The following is a 12,887-nucleotide window of genomic DNA, read 5'->3' on the forward strand; positions in this document are numbered from 1 at the left end:
GTGGACCTCTGCAGTCTGATTGATCGCAACGCGGCGTTTTCGCCAGACAAGACCGCCATCGCCTTTGAAGGGGAGCGGCTGAGCTACGCGACGCTCGCCGAGCGGATCGAACGGATCGCAACAGGCTTGAAGCAGGAGTCCGGTGTCGGCCGTGGCGACCGCGTCGCGATCCTGAGCCTGAATCGGCCCGACTATCTGGTCCTGCTCTATGCATGCGCGCGGCTCGGCGCGATGCTGGTGCCGCTGAACTGGCGGTTGGCTGTCGCCGAGCAGATCTTCATCCTCACCGACGCCAGCGTCAAGGTGCTGGTGCTCGAGCACGCATTTGAGGGAGTCCTTCCGGAACTCGCGCGGGGCACCACCGTCGTCGGCCTCGATTTTACGCCACCGCACGGCACGACTTTCGAAAGCCTGCTGGCGCGTAAAGGAAGCAGCGGACGCAATCCGCAGACCGACCTCTCCTGCCCGCTGCTCATCGTCTACACGTCAGGAACAACCGGGCGGCCGAAAGGTGCTGTGCTGCGCCAGGAGGCGCTGTTCTGGAACGGCGTCATGAGCCAGCACATGCACAACATGACGTCCGACGATCATGTGCTGACGGTGTTGCCGTTCTTCCATGTCGGCGGGCTCAACATCCAGACGACTGCGGCACTGCAGCTCGGCGCGACCGTCTCAATCCACGCTCGTTTCACCCCGGATACGGCGCTTGCGGCCATCGAACGGGATCGGCCGACCCTGACGGTCATGGTGCCGGCGATCATCCAGGCTCTCAGCGAGCACCCTGCCTGGGCCACGACTGATCTCTCATCGCTGAAGGCCGTCGCCACCGGCTCGACAATCGTGCCGCCACACCTGATTGATCGCTTCGTCGCGCGCGGCGTGCCAGTGCTCCAGGTTTATGGCTCGACGGAAACCTGCCCCATCGCAGTCTATACTCGCCTCGGCGGCGACCTGTCGCGCACGGGATCGACCGGGCTTGCCGGCCTGTGCTGCGAAGCAAAAGTGATCGATCAGGCCGGCAACGAGGTGCCGGCGGGCGCGCCGGGCGAGATCGCGGTCCGCGGCCCCAACGTCTTCTTCGAATATTGGGGCAATGCGGACGCCACACGCGATGCGCTGCACGACGGCTGGTACCGCACCGGCGATATCGGCCTGTGCGATCCGGACGGCTACTTCTGGGTCCGCGACCGCAAGAAGAACATGATCATTTCCGGCGGCGAGAACGTCTATCCGGCCGAGGTCGAACGGGTGCTGCTCGAACATCCAGACGTCAGCGAATGTGCCGTGATCGGCAGGCCGGACCCGCGCTGGGACGAGGTACCTATCGCCTACGTGATTCCGCGATCCGGCTGCCGTCTCGAAGCAGACGAGCTAAGAGCACACGTTCAGGCGCAGCTCGCCCGCTACAAGGTTCCACGCGACTTTGTCTTCGTCGCCGACATGCCGCGCACCGCGCTTGGCAAGGTTCAGCATTTCCTGCTGAAGCAGCTTGATGCGCAATCGCGCGCGCAAGGAGAAGCATCTTGAAAATTGCGGTTCTAGGTGGGGGAAACGGCTCTTTCGCGGCCGCGGGCGATTTCGCGCTATCAGGACATGAGGTCCGGCTGTGGCGGCGCGACGCAGAACAGGTCGAAGCACATCGTGCCGGTGGCTCCCGCATCCTCGTCAAGGACCATAATGGCCAGCACGACGTGAAGCTGGCGCTGGTGACCACCAACATCGCCGAAGCCGTCAGCGATGCCGAGCTGATCCTGTGCCCTGCTCCCGCCTTCGCTCAGCAGGATATCGCGCGGCTCCTCGCCCCGCATCTGCGGGATGGCCAGGTCGTGTTTCTGCCGCCCGCGACATTCGGCTCGATGATCTTCGCGCAGGCTGCGCGAGATGCAGGCAATCGCGCCAAGGCAAGCTTCGCTGAGACCGGCACGCTGCCATGGCTCACGCGCAAGCATGGGTCATTCGAGGTCGCAATCACCATCCGCGCCAAGCGGCTGCCGGTCGGCGTGTTCCCGCTTGACCTGGCACCACATGCGCTCGAGGTGATTGGACGGGCTTTCCCCGATGTGATCGAGCCGTGCGGCGACGCGCTATCCGGCGCGCTGATGAACGCGGGCTGCATCATTCATCCGCCGCTGATCGTGATGAACGCAGGCCCAATCGAACATTTCGAGCGGTGGGATATCCATAAGGAGGGAACGCAAGCCGCAATCCGGCGGGTGACCGACGCACTCGACGCCGAGCGGATCGCCGTGCGCGAGGCGCTTGGTTATGGCGCACCGCATTTTCCACTCGCGCACCATTACGCCAAGGACGGCGAGATCTGGATGTATGGCCGCGGCTCGCATGATCGCCTGACGGATTCCGGCGACTGGCGCGAGCGGATCGTGCTGACCGAGCACCGCTACATGCGCGAGGATCTGCGGCTTGGGTTGTCGTTGCTGGTGTCCATCGCCGGGTTGGCGGGCGTGGCCGCACCGCTCGCCAAGGCTTTCCTGGCCCTCGGCGGGGCAATCTGCGGCGAGGATTTTGCGCAGGGCGGCCGGACGTTGGAGACGCTGGGGCTTGGCAAGCTTCACAAGGCCGAATTGCAGATGCTGCTTCGTGAGGGATTCTGACCGATGACCCGTCGCGCCAACATTGCCTGTCTCGGGGCCGGACGCATGGGCCGCGGTATCGCCGTCGCGTTCGCCTATGCGGGGCACACGGTCACGATGATCGATATCAAGCCTCGTTCAGCGGACGATTTCGCCAGGCTGAAGGCGGACGCGCTTGGCGAGGTCAGGAAGACCTTTGCCAGCCTCTCAAAGCTGGGGTTACTGACCGAGACCGACGTTGATCCGCTGATCGCGCGGGTTTCGGTAGCGCCGGCCAGCCAAAGCGGCGCCGCATTGTCCGAAGCCGGAATGGTGTTCGAAGGCGTTCCCGAGGTCGTCGAGCTCAAGCGCGAGGTGCTAGGGGCGGCTTCAAAACAGGTCGGCCCCGATACCATCATTGCATCGACCACTTCGACCATCCTCGTTGACGATCTCTCGGTCGCGATCGTGAATCCCCGCCGCTTCCTCAACGTGCACTGGCTTAACCCGGCCTATCTAATCCCACTGGTAGAGATTTCGCCCGGCAGAGCCACCGGTTCCGGCATCATCGACGAGGTCAAGGCGCTGCTCGAAGGCATCGGCAAGGTCCCTGTGGTCTGCGCGGCGACGCCAGGCTTCATCGTTCCGCGCATTCAGGCGCTCGCGATGAACGAGGCCGCGCGAATGGTCGAGGAAGGCGTCGCCAGCGCGGAGGAGATCGACAAGGCGATCCGCTACGGTTTCGGTTTCCGCTATGCCGTGCTCGGGCTGCTCGAATTCATCGACTGGGGCGGCGGCGACATACTGTACTACGCCAGCCGGTATCTGGAGGGCGCACTCCGCAGCGACCGCTACCGCGCGCCGGACGTCATTTCACGCAACATGAACGAAGGCCGGATCGGCCTGCGCACGGGAGCCGGCTTCCTCGATTATTCAGGCATGGACGTTGACGCCTATCGCGCAAAGCGCCTCCAGGCCATGGTCGACCTGCTCCGGCACTTCGACCTCGCCCGCCCGCCGGTGCTCGACCGCAGCTAGCCAAAAACGTCCTGGAGCACGCCTTCCCGGACCACCGCGACACCATCGAGCTCGATGGTCGTTCCCATCATCGGCAGGTCGAAATGGCCTGCGGTATAACGGCCGGCAAATTCATTGGCACCGGTCGAGAACAGAAAATTGCCGGAGACGGCGCGGATCTCAGTGCCGTTGGTGTCGCGCTGATCATACATTGACAGTGCCTCGTAGCGCGCACCCGGGTTCATGCCGAAACCAACATGCGACACGGCATAAGCCTCCCGATCGCCCCAGGCGGCGAGATAGGCGCGCATCATTGCGGCATCGGTGCCCTCGCCTTCCAGCTCGACCACGTAATCGTCCTTCAACGTCATCTTCACCGGCGACGTCAGGTAGCGCTTGAAGGTGAGATTGATGTCGCCCGGGGCCATCACCAGCGTGCCATTGATCGTCCCGCTCTTGGGAAAGCTGACGACGATGCCGCCCGGCCAATGCGCCAGCGTGCCGGGCTTGTCGGTCCAGCCCCACACGCCGACCGTGGACGCTCCGACCATGTCGACGTCAAGCGCCGTACCGGCCTTCGAGGTGACCCGCATCCGCTTCGTCCCACGCAGCATCTTTGCCGCCGCGCGAACGCGCTTCTCTAGTGCCGGATCCGGCACCATCCGCTCCAGCGCCTCGGGATGCTCGTTTGAGATCACCAGGATCCGCGCGCCGGCCTTCAGGATCTCGGGCGTCTCGACCGCATGCATCAGGCCTTCGATAGTGCAATCCACCACGAAGCCAGCCTGCTGAAGCGCAGTGATGACCGGCCCAAGCTTTTGGATTGCCTCACTGGCCCCGGTTGAGCGAACCGGAACGATATTCCGATTGCGTGGCGTCGGCATAACGACGTGAAACGGCTTCGCCCGCATGCGCAACAGCGCAAGCTCTGCCAGATGTACATTCAAAGCGCGCGACTGCGTCTCCGACAGGATCGCCGCGGTATCGCCGGCCTTAACGGCGCAACGCTCAAAGATCTCGCAAAACGCGTCGATCCATTTTGCCTCGATGCGGTCTGCCAGCATGGTTTGCTCCCGATCTTCTGGTTTCTTGTTCGTCAGGTCACGCCTCGGGGAAACCCCGTAGGAGGTACGATCGCACGGCGCCCAAAAGGCCGTTGAGGATCAACCCTAGCAGCGAGATCGTGATCAGCGGCACGAACATGTCGACGGCCTGGAAGGTTCGGGCCGCGGTCACGAGCACGTGTCCCAATCCGTCAGTCGACGTGATCATCTCGGCCAAAAACACTACGATGCACGAAATGACAAGGCCGATCCGACACCCGGTCAGGATCGACGGCATCGCCGCTGGCAAGACCACCTTGAACAGGATTTCATAGCGCCGCGTTCCCGCTGCCATGGCCGACCAGATCAGCTTTTGCTCCACCGTCGAAGCACCGTAATAGGTCGACAGGAGAATAGGGAAGAGCGCGTCCGCCGCCACCAGCGTGATCTTCGACCCATGTCCAAAGCCGAGCAGCAACAACAGGGCCGGATAGAGCGCAACCTTCGGCAGCGGCGCCAGCACCCGTACGATCGGCCGAACTATGGCGTTGATCGCCGGACTGGCAGCGGCCGCGATGCCGATACTGACGCCGAGGACGACCGCAATCGCGAAGCCGGCGAAGAGCCGGATCAGGGTCGCCGCAATCTCCTGTTGAAACGTCCATGTCACGAGTTGCTTGAGCAGCCGGCCAAAGACGACGCCCGGCGGCGGCAGCAAAACCACGGGCGCGAAGCCGAACGACACCAGGCCCTGCCATAGCGCGATCACCAGTACGATTGGCGCGAGCCCAAAGATGACGTTTGCTGAAAGAGAACGCGGCATCATGAGAAGCTCAACGGCATGTCAAACTGAGGCTCGGACCAGCGTACCAGTCTCGCACGGACGCGCTCGAAGACCGCATCGAGACAGATGCCCATCGCGCCGACGATGATGATCATCGCGTACACCGTGTCGTATTGGCCCATATCGAGCGCGTTGAACAGGATATTCCCCGCTCCCGATTGCCGCGCGATCATCTCGCTGGTGATCATCGTGATCAGCGCCAGCACCAGGCCGGTGCGGCACCCGGTCAGGATCTCCGGGAGCGCAGCAGGCAACACAATGCGGACCAGGCGCTGCAAGGGCGAAAGTCCCATCGCCGCGCCTGACCACAGCATCTTCTCCTCGACGGCCTTGGCGCCTTCAAAACTGTGATAGATCACCGGAAGGCTGACACCGAGAAAGATCACCAGCGTCTTGGTGATGTCGCCCACGCCGAGCCACAGCATGATGATCGGCATCAACGCCGCTTTCGGTACCGGATAGATCACCATCAGCAGCGGATTGAAGAAGGCCGCGACGGCCCGGCTACGGCCCATCAACAGGCCCAGCGGAATCGAAACCAGCACCGCTATGCCGAACCCGATCGCCATGCGGCGGAGCGAGGCCAGGATGTTGATCAGAGATTCCTTGTCGCCGAGGATATCCGGGATCGCGCGGATCGCTTCGATAGCCGTTGGAAAGCTGTCGTTCTTCAGCGCAAGCGACGCGACCTGCCATACCGCAAGCAACCCGATGCAGGCGAACATCGGGGCAGCACGTCTGGCCAAGGCCGACGGCGAGGTCATGACACTGATCCTGTCTCGTCGACCTCGTCAAACATACGCTCGATGTCGACGACGTATTTCTGGTACCGCGGATCGAGCAACAGCTCGTTGCGGCGCCGCGGCCGCGGCAGATCGATATCGATGACCTCCCGGATGCGGCCGGGAGATTTCGACATCATCACGACCTTGTCCGAAAGGAAGACGGCTTCGTCGACCGAGTGGGTGACGAACAGCACCGTCTTGCGGTCACGCTCCCAGATGTTCAGAAGATCGTTCTGCAAGCGCGTCCGGGTATGCGCATCGAGCGCACCGAATGGCTCGTCCATCAACAGGACTTCGGGATGGTAGGCGAGCGTCCGGGCCAGCGCGACGCGCTGCTTCATGCCACCCGACAACTCTTTCGGGTAGAAGCTCTCGTAGCCCTTGAGGCCGACCATTTCGATCAGAGCACGGCTCTGTGCTTCCGCCTCTGCTACTCGCACACCCTGCTGGCGCGGGCCATACATCACGTTGCCCAGCACGGTCTTCCACGGGAACAGCGCGAACTCCTGGAACACCGCCCCGCGATCCGGACCCGGTCCCGTGATCGCCTGTCCTTTCATCTTTGCAGCGCCGCTGGTTGGACTAACGAAGCCACCGACAATGTAAAGCAACGTCGACTTGCCACAGCCGGACGGACCGAGGATCGAGACGAATGCCCCCTCTTCGATCGTTAGCGAGATGTTAGACAGCGCAAGATGATCCTTGCGCGCCGAGGTCTGGAAAACCTGCGAGACGCGGTCGATCTCGATGATCGCAGAAGCCGGCTTTTGCGACGTCACCGGTCTCACCCATTCGCTCGATCTCGAAGGCACCACCTTCATCCCGTCTCTCGCTTCACTCATGCGCGAACGTCACGCAACCGACCTGCTGAATGTCCTCCATCAGCGGAACGAGCTTAGCAAGAAACTTGCCAGACGGATCACTATTTCGCACGTGCGCGATTTTTCAGTCGAACCACGGCCACTCCGCCGGTCCCTCATGAGTGACCGCTCCACCCGGTGCCTGGCCGACCAGACGCGCATATTTCGCCAACGCTCCGGCGCGATGACGCGGCGGGCGTTGCTTCCAATCGCGTCGGCGTGCAGCGAGTTCCTGCTCGTCGACCAGCAAGTCCATGCGGCGGCTGGCGGCATCAATCCGGATCTTGTCGCCATCGCGGACAAGCGCCAGCGGGCCTCCGACGAACGCTTCGGGCGATACATAGCCGATGCACATGCCGCGCGTGGCACCCGAGAACCGGCCATCCGTGATCAGGGCCACCTTCTCACCCATGCCCTGGCCGTAGATCAGCGCGGTGACGCCGAGCATCTCGCGCATGCCAGGACCACCGACCGGCCCTTCATTGCGGATCACCAAAACCTCGCCAGCCTTGTAGCTGCGGTCACGAACGGCCGCGACGCAGGCCTCTTCATCCTCGAAGACGCGCGCCACGCCCTCGAAGAACTGGCTCTTCAAGCCCGCGACCTTGATGACGGCGCCATCGGGACAGAGATTGCCCTTCAGAACCGCTACGCCGCCATCAGGCATGATCGGCGCGCGGGCCGCGTAAACCACCTCGCCATCGGGCGCGTTGGCCGCGCCGTACTCTTCCGCGAGCGTACGGCCCGTGATGGTCAGGCAGCTGCCATCGACATGCCCGCTCTCGATCAACTCGTGGATCACGACGGCCGCACCGCCGATGTCGTAAACATCCTTTGCCGTGTACTTGCCGCCCGGCCGCAGGTTTCCGATCAGCGGCGTCCTGGCAAAGACCTCGCCGACATCATCGATCGTGAACGCAATGCCGGCCTCGTTCGCAATCGCCGGCAGATGCAGTGCGGCGTTGGTTGACCCGCCCGTGGCGGCAACAACCGCAGCTCCATTTTCAAGAGACTTCAGCGTCACGACGTCACGCGGAAGCGGCCCGCCTCGTTCGAGCATCTCCATGATCAATCGCCCTGCGCGGCGCGATATCTGCGCGCGCTCGGCATAGACGCCGGGCACCATTGACACATTGGGAATGGTCAGGCCCATCGCCTCCGATACCATCCCCATGGTGTTCGCAGTGAACTGACCGGCGCAGGCGCCAATGGTCGGCAGGCAGGCGCGCTCGATCCGCTCGAGCGCCGCGGCGTCGATCTCACCGGTCATGAAGCTGCCGACGGCCTCGTAGGAGTCGAGGACGGTCAGCGTGCGTCCATCCACGCGGCCCGGCAGCGAGCTGCCGCCATAGATGAAGATGGAAGGCACATTACAACGAACCATGCCCATCATCACGCCCGGAAGCGTCTTGTCGCATCCGCCGTATCCGATCAACGCGTCATATGCGAGGCCATGGACGACGGCCTCGATGGAGTCGGCGATCAGCTCACGCGAGAACAGAGAGAACTTCATTCCCTCGTGATTCATGCTGATGCCATCGGACACCGAGATGGTTGAGAATTCGCGCGGCGTGCCGCCGGCCTCCTCTACCCCTGTCTTGGCCGCAGCCACCTGAAAGTCGTGGGTCATATTGCAGGGCGTCTGCTCGCCCTTCATGCTGACGATGCCCACCATCGGCTTGGCAATGGCCGCGTCATCCAGTCCCATGGCACGCATGAAGGCACGGTGCGGCGCCCGGTCGAGGCCGTCAGTCGTTATCCGTGATCGCAACTTCTTCATGCCTGCATCATCTTCATGCAATGTCCCGCACACGACGGGACATTGCGACCTCATTGGTCCAGCGAACAGCCCGATCGCCTATTGCAGCGGCGCGACGATCGTCGGATGCTTGAACTGCGCGACATCCAGTTTCGGCAGCATTCCGGTTTCCGCATAGATGTCGAGCATCTTCTGGATCGCCGGGAAATTCGGCGCTGCACCGGGATCGCGCCCGAAATCGTTGTCCTTGAGCAGATAAGTCTCGAGCACCGGGATGGGCGCTTTCAAGACTTCGTTGACCACCTTCAAGGTCTCTTCGCGGTTCGCCAGCGCCTTCTTCATTCCCGACGTAATATCGCGGACGTAGGTTTTCACCAATTCCGGGTTCTTGTCGACGAAATCGGCACGGCAGGCTTCCAGGATGTGCACGATGTTCGGCATGGCCTGCGACAGCGAGAACAGTTTTCTTGTGCCGCCCTTGGCCTCAGCTCGCGCCGCAAACGGCTGGTTCATGTTGACCGCATCGACCCGGCCCTGACGCAGGGCATCCTCGGAGACGGCAAAACCAACCTCAACCAGCTTGATGTCCTTGGCCGGATCGACGCCGTTCTCCTTCAGCAGCAGGTTGAACGGGCCTTGCGTGCCGCCGCCGATGACGGAAATGCCGACTGTCTTGCCCTTGAGATCTGCAATGGTCTTGATCGGCGAGTCATCCATGACCGCCCAGTAGACCGAGAAGCCACCAGGCTTCTCGAAGACGTGCTGCGCTACGATGTAGGCCTTGAGATTGCCGCCGACCACGCCGTTTGCAAGCGAGAGTGGCGCCTGCGTCGCGCAATCCAGTGCGCCGGCCGCCAAGGCCTGCGTCATCGGCGCGGTGCCCTGAAACTGGGTCCATTCGATGTTGTAGGTCTTGCCGATATCGGGAAATTCGGCCGGCCTGCGCATCATCCAGTATTTGGATTCCTCGGCCGGGATGGTCCAGCCCACGCGGATCGTCTGCTGCGCCCGTGAGGGGCTTGCGCCCGCGATCATGGCCGCCACGGCCCCTATTGCCAGCATCCACGTCGAAACAGCCCGCATCGTGCCCACTCCGTTGCTCCGGGCGCCGACCGACGCCACCCAACCCGACCGGCCCGAATGTTTCATGGTTCAAACAATCAGGCAAGCCATGCAAGCCGGCCGGTTTCGCCGCGGGATGCGTTATGTATGGTGCGCAGCGGTCGCGCGGCGTTGCGCCGCTACAGATGGAGGCAACCTATGGCTGATGCGAGCATGACAAACCCGCAAGGCGTCGAGAGGCTCGGCTATCTCGGCCTAGGACTGATGGGGACACCGATGACCCGGCGCTTGCTCAAGGCCGGCCATCACGTCAGCGCCTGGAACCGTTCGGAAGGCAAGGTCGCACCGCTCGTCGACGCCGGCGTCAAGCGCGCGGACACGCCTCGCGACCTGCTGGCGAACTCCGACATCATCTTCATGTGCGTGACGGATGCCGCTGCCGTCGAAGAGGTGATCTTCGGGCCGGAAGGTCTTGCAGTGGCTCCCGGCGCTGGCAAGCTCGTGGTCGATTTTTCATCGATCCATCCCGACGCCGCGCGCGAGCTTGCAGCGCAATTGAAGTCTGCGAACGGTGCAAGTTGGATCGATGCACCGGTGTCCGGCGGCACCAAGGGCGCTGAAGAGGGCACGCTTGCCATCATGGCGGGCGGAGAGGCCTCCGACATCGAGCGGGCCCGGCCCTATGTGCTGGCCATGGCGCGCAGGTTCACCCACATGGGTCCGATCGGCGCTGGCCAGACCACAAAGCTTTGCAACCAAGTGATCGTCGGATGCGCAATGGCCGTGCTCGCAGAGGCAACGCGCCTTGCCTCGAATGCCGGAATTGACGCAAGCCGATTGCCTGAAGCGCTCGCCGGCGGCTTTGCGGATTCGATCCCGCTTCAGCTCTTCGTGCCGCGCATGGTCCAGGGCATTCATTCGCCGCCGCTCGGCCACATCGCGACGATGCTGAAGGACCTCGACACTGTGGCCGATGTCGCCCAGGCAACGTCAACGCCGGTGCCGATGGCAACGCTCGCGGGACAGATCTTCAGGCTGGCCAAGGCTGCACGCGGCGCAGACGCGGACGCCCTGGAAATCTACACGCTCTCGGCTACGGACCGTTGAACCGACGAGCGTCCCTGGATCGCCCTACGGCGACTTCTTACGCTCGTCGTCAGGCAGGAACCGGCCATACGTCCCCCGCGCAAACAGCAGCGCCTCTTTTGCATTGTAGGCATAGGCCTCGACCGCACCGAGAAAGATCACGTGATCGCCGCCGTAATAGCGATTGACTGACCGGCACTGAAAATTGGCAACGCTCTCGGCAAGAACCGGCGCGTTGCCGAGGCCTGGCATCCAATCCACGCCGGCGAACTTGTCCTCGGACGGCTTTGCGAATTTGTTTGCAAGCGCCTGCTGTGAGGTTCCTAACACGTGGACGGTGAAATGGCTGGCGTTCTGAAACACGCTCAGGCTCGAGGAATAAACTCCGAGGCTCCAAAGCACCAGGGGAGGATTCAAGGAGACCGACGCAAACGAGTTGCAGGTGATGCCATACGGCTTTCCATCAGCGGCCGCGGCTGTGATGATCGTTACGCCTGTTCCGTAGGTGCCGAGCGCGCTGCGGAAATCACGCGGATCAATCTGCGACTTGTCGCTCGCGAACTCGCTGGCCGGATCAGGAACGGCCGGCTGCTTTGGCAGATCATTCATCAGCCGGCCTCACAAGGTGAGATTCTCGGACGGCAGGCCGAGCGCCACACGTCCATAATTGGTTCCGGCCGCATCGAAATTGAACGCGAGGTGCGAGTTGATCGCGTGCGCATCGCGGAACTGCCGCTGCAATACGCCCGTCGTGAACAGGCCGCGCGCGCCGCTCGCCGCGAACAGCATCGAGACGGCGTCTGTGCACAAATTGACCGAGAACGCCCCGTCGCGCCGATATCTGGTCTTGATCGCCGTGTCGGGTGTGTGCTTGCTTCGTGCGTGCTCCATCGCCTCGATACAGGCCGAGCGCATGATGAGGCGTGCAGCATCGATCTTCGCGGAAGCCTCCGCGATCTTGATTTGTGTGCTTTGGAAGTCGCTCAGCTTGGCACGGTTGTATGTCGATATGCGGTGACGCGCGACTTCCGTGTAGTCGTCCAGGCAGGCCTGAGCATTCCCGAGCGCGACGCCGGAGAGAACATAAGGAAATAGCGAGAACACCGGCAGCGCATAGAGCGGATTGGGGTTCACCTTGCTTCCGGGCGTTGCGCCTCCTGCCAGATCACCGACAGCGACCGTCATATGCTCGGGCACAAAGGCGTCGCTGACTTCGACATCCGACGACCCGGTGCCGCGCAATCCGGCGACGTTCCAGGTGTCGAGGATCTTGTAGTCGGCCTTGGGCAACAGAAAGATGCGGTATTCGATACCGTCAGCCTCGTCGTCCGACGAAACGACGCTTGCGAGCATGTTCCACGCGCAGGAGCCGACACCCGACGAGAACGGCCAGCTTCCGTGCAACCGGTACCCGCCCTCAACCTTCCTGGCGCGGCCGGCGGGGAAGATGAAGGATGACGCGATCAGCACGTCCGGGTCCCGGCCCCAAACCAGATCCTGCGCGCGCTGCTCGAACATGGCGAGCATCCAGTGGTGGCTCGCCAGATTGGCAAAATTCCACGCCACCGATGCATCGGCCTGTCCGAGCAACTCGGCGCAATCGATCAGGGCGACATAATCGAACTCGGCGCCGCCAACGCGCTTCGGCTGAAGCATCCGGAACAGGCCAGCATCGTGCAGGTCTTGCTCGGTTTCGGGTGGCAGGTGCCGCAGCTCCTCGGTGCGGGCCGCGCGCTCCCGCAATTGCGGCACGAGCGACCGGGCCTTGGCAATCATCGTCGCATAGGCTCGTGCGCCGGAGTCTGTCACCACCGACTGACCCATGCTCGGCTCTCGACCAGGCGCCATTCGTGTCCCTCGC

General features: G+C 62.9%; 12 protein-coding genes. 4 read left to right on the plus strand and 8 right to left on the minus strand.

Features of this window, described 5'->3' with window-relative positions; genetic code table 11:
- The 3 genes from ABIC09_RS23270 to ABIC09_RS23280 are packed head-to-tail and all read left to right on the plus strand — an operon-like array spanning window position 1 to window position 3,608.
- Complete coding sequence (locus ABIC09_RS23270; RefSeq protein ID WP_354110683.1) at window positions 1–1,527, plus strand: class I adenylate-forming enzyme family protein; 1,527 nt, start codon at window positions 1–3, stop codon at window positions 1,525–1,527.
- Window positions 1,524–2,612 carry an NAD/NADP-dependent octopine/nopaline dehydrogenase family protein gene (locus ABIC09_RS23275; protein ID WP_354110684.1) on the plus strand — a complete coding sequence of 363 codons (1,089 nt, stop codon included), beginning with the start codon at window positions 1,524–1,526 and terminating at the stop codon, window positions 2,610–2,612. The genes ABIC09_RS23270 and ABIC09_RS23275 overlap by 4 nt, the downstream gene beginning before the upstream one ends.
- 3 nt (window positions 2,613–2,615) lie before the next feature.
- The gene (locus tag ABIC09_RS23280) at window positions 2,616–3,608 is read left to right on the plus strand and encodes a 3-hydroxybutyryl-CoA dehydrogenase (protein ID WP_354110685.1); all 993 of its coding nucleotides are present in this window, start codon (window positions 2,616–2,618) and stop codon (window positions 3,606–3,608) included.
- Here ABIC09_RS23280 and ABIC09_RS23285 read toward each other — a convergent pair.
- From ABIC09_RS23285 to ABIC09_RS23310, 6 genes are all read right to left on the minus strand, one after another.
- A complete protein-coding gene (locus tag ABIC09_RS23285; RefSeq protein WP_354110686.1) occupies window positions 3,605–4,651 on the minus strand; it encodes a 2,5-dihydroxypyridine 5,6-dioxygenase NicX family protein in 1,047 nt (348 codons plus the stop codon). The genes ABIC09_RS23280 and ABIC09_RS23285 overlap by 4 nt on opposite strands.
- Before the next feature lie 37 nt (window positions 4,652–4,688).
- The gene (locus ABIC09_RS23290; protein WP_354110687.1) at window positions 4,689–5,456 is read right to left on the minus strand and encodes an ABC transporter permease; all 768 of its coding nucleotides are present in this window, start codon (window positions 5,454–5,456) and stop codon (window positions 4,689–4,691) included.
- Complete coding sequence (locus ABIC09_RS23295; RefSeq protein ID WP_148752681.1) at window positions 5,453–6,238, minus strand: ABC transporter permease; 786 nt, start codon at window positions 6,236–6,238, stop codon at window positions 5,453–5,455. Before ABIC09_RS23295 ends, ABIC09_RS23290 begins: the two co-directional genes overlap by 4 nt.
- Entirely contained in the window at window positions 6,235–7,080 is an 846-nt protein-coding gene (locus ABIC09_RS23300; protein ID WP_354110716.1) for an ABC transporter ATP-binding protein, read from the minus strand. Before ABIC09_RS23300 ends, ABIC09_RS23295 begins: the two co-directional genes overlap by 4 nt.
- Before the next feature lie 124 nt (window positions 7,081–7,204).
- Window positions 7,205–8,899 carry a dihydroxy-acid dehydratase gene (gene ilvD, locus ABIC09_RS23305; RefSeq protein WP_354110688.1) on the minus strand — a complete coding sequence of 565 codons (1,695 nt, stop codon included), beginning with the start codon at window positions 8,897–8,899 and terminating at the stop codon, window positions 7,205–7,207.
- 78 nt (window positions 8,900–8,977) lie between these two features.
- The gene (locus ABIC09_RS23310; protein ID WP_354110689.1) at window positions 8,978–9,961 is read right to left on the minus strand and encodes an ABC transporter substrate-binding protein; all 984 of its coding nucleotides are present in this window, start codon (window positions 9,959–9,961) and stop codon (window positions 8,978–8,980) included.
- A 126-nt stretch (window positions 9,962–10,087) separates the two neighbouring features.
- On the opposite strand from ABIC09_RS23310, the gene ABIC09_RS23315 reads away from it, so the two are divergent.
- Window positions 10,088–11,047, plus strand: a complete 960-nt coding sequence (locus tag ABIC09_RS23315; RefSeq protein WP_354110690.1) for an NAD(P)-dependent oxidoreductase — start codon at window positions 10,088–10,090, stop codon at window positions 11,045–11,047.
- A 24-nt stretch (window positions 11,048–11,071) separates the two neighbouring features.
- On the opposite strand, the gene ABIC09_RS23320 is transcribed toward ABIC09_RS23315, so the two are convergent.
- Both ABIC09_RS23320 and ABIC09_RS23325 read right to left on the minus strand, forming a co-directional pair.
- Window positions 11,072–11,635: a flavin reductase family protein gene (locus tag ABIC09_RS23320; protein ID WP_354110691.1), complete on the minus strand. Its 564-nt coding sequence runs from the start codon at window positions 11,633–11,635 to the stop codon at window positions 11,072–11,074.
- 9 nt (window positions 11,636–11,644) lie between these two features.
- On the minus strand, window positions 11,645–12,874 hold the full coding sequence (locus ABIC09_RS23325; RefSeq protein ID WP_354110692.1) for an acyl-CoA dehydrogenase family protein: 1,230 nt from the start codon (window positions 12,872–12,874) through the stop codon (window positions 11,645–11,647).
- Between the last annotated feature and the right edge of the window lie 13 nt (window positions 12,875–12,887).

The sequence above is a fragment of the Bradyrhizobium sp. S3.12.5 genome, from assembly GCF_040548225.1.
GTDB classification, from domain to species: domain Bacteria; phylum Pseudomonadota; class Alphaproteobacteria; order Rhizobiales; family Xanthobacteraceae; genus Bradyrhizobium; species Bradyrhizobium cytisi.

Bases quoted from the DNA above. Each gene is read 5' to 3' on its own strand.
- ABIC09_RS23280 (WP_354110685.1), top strand. From the start codon at position 2,616: ATGACCCGTCGCGCCAACATTGCCTGTCTCGGGGCCGGACGCATGGGC.
- ABIC09_RS23285 (WP_354110686.1), bottom strand. From the start codon at position 4,651: ATGCTGGCAGACCGCATCGAGGCAAAATGGATCGACGCGTTTTGCGAG.
- ABIC09_RS23290 (WP_354110687.1), bottom strand. From the start codon at position 5,456: ATGATGCCGCGTTCTCTTTCAGCAAACGTCATCTTTGGGCTCGCGCCA.
- ABIC09_RS23295 (WP_148752681.1), bottom strand. From the start codon at position 6,238: ATGACCTCGCCGTCGGCCTTGGCCAGACGTGCTGCCCCGATGTTCGCC.
- ABIC09_RS23300 (WP_354110716.1), bottom strand. From the start codon at position 7,080: ATGAAGGTGGTGCCTTCGAGATCGAGCGAATGGGTGAGACCGGTGACG.
- ilvD (WP_354110688.1), bottom strand. From the start codon at position 8,899: ATGAAGAAGTTGCGATCACGGATAACGACTGACGGCCTCGACCGGGCG.
- ABIC09_RS23310 (WP_354110689.1), bottom strand. From the start codon at position 9,961: ATGCGGGCTGTTTCGACGTGGATGCTGGCAATAGGGGCCGTGGCGGCC.
- ABIC09_RS23315 (WP_354110690.1), top strand. From the start codon at position 10,088: ATGGTGCGCAGCGGTCGCGCGGCGTTGCGCCGCTACAGATGGAGGCAA.
- ABIC09_RS23320 (WP_354110691.1), bottom strand. From the start codon at position 11,635: ATGAATGATCTGCCAAAGCAGCCGGCCGTTCCTGATCCGGCCAGCGAG.
- ABIC09_RS23325 (WP_354110692.1), bottom strand. From the start codon at position 12,874: ATGGCGCCTGGTCGAGAGCCGAGCATGGGTCAGTCGGTGGTGACAGAC.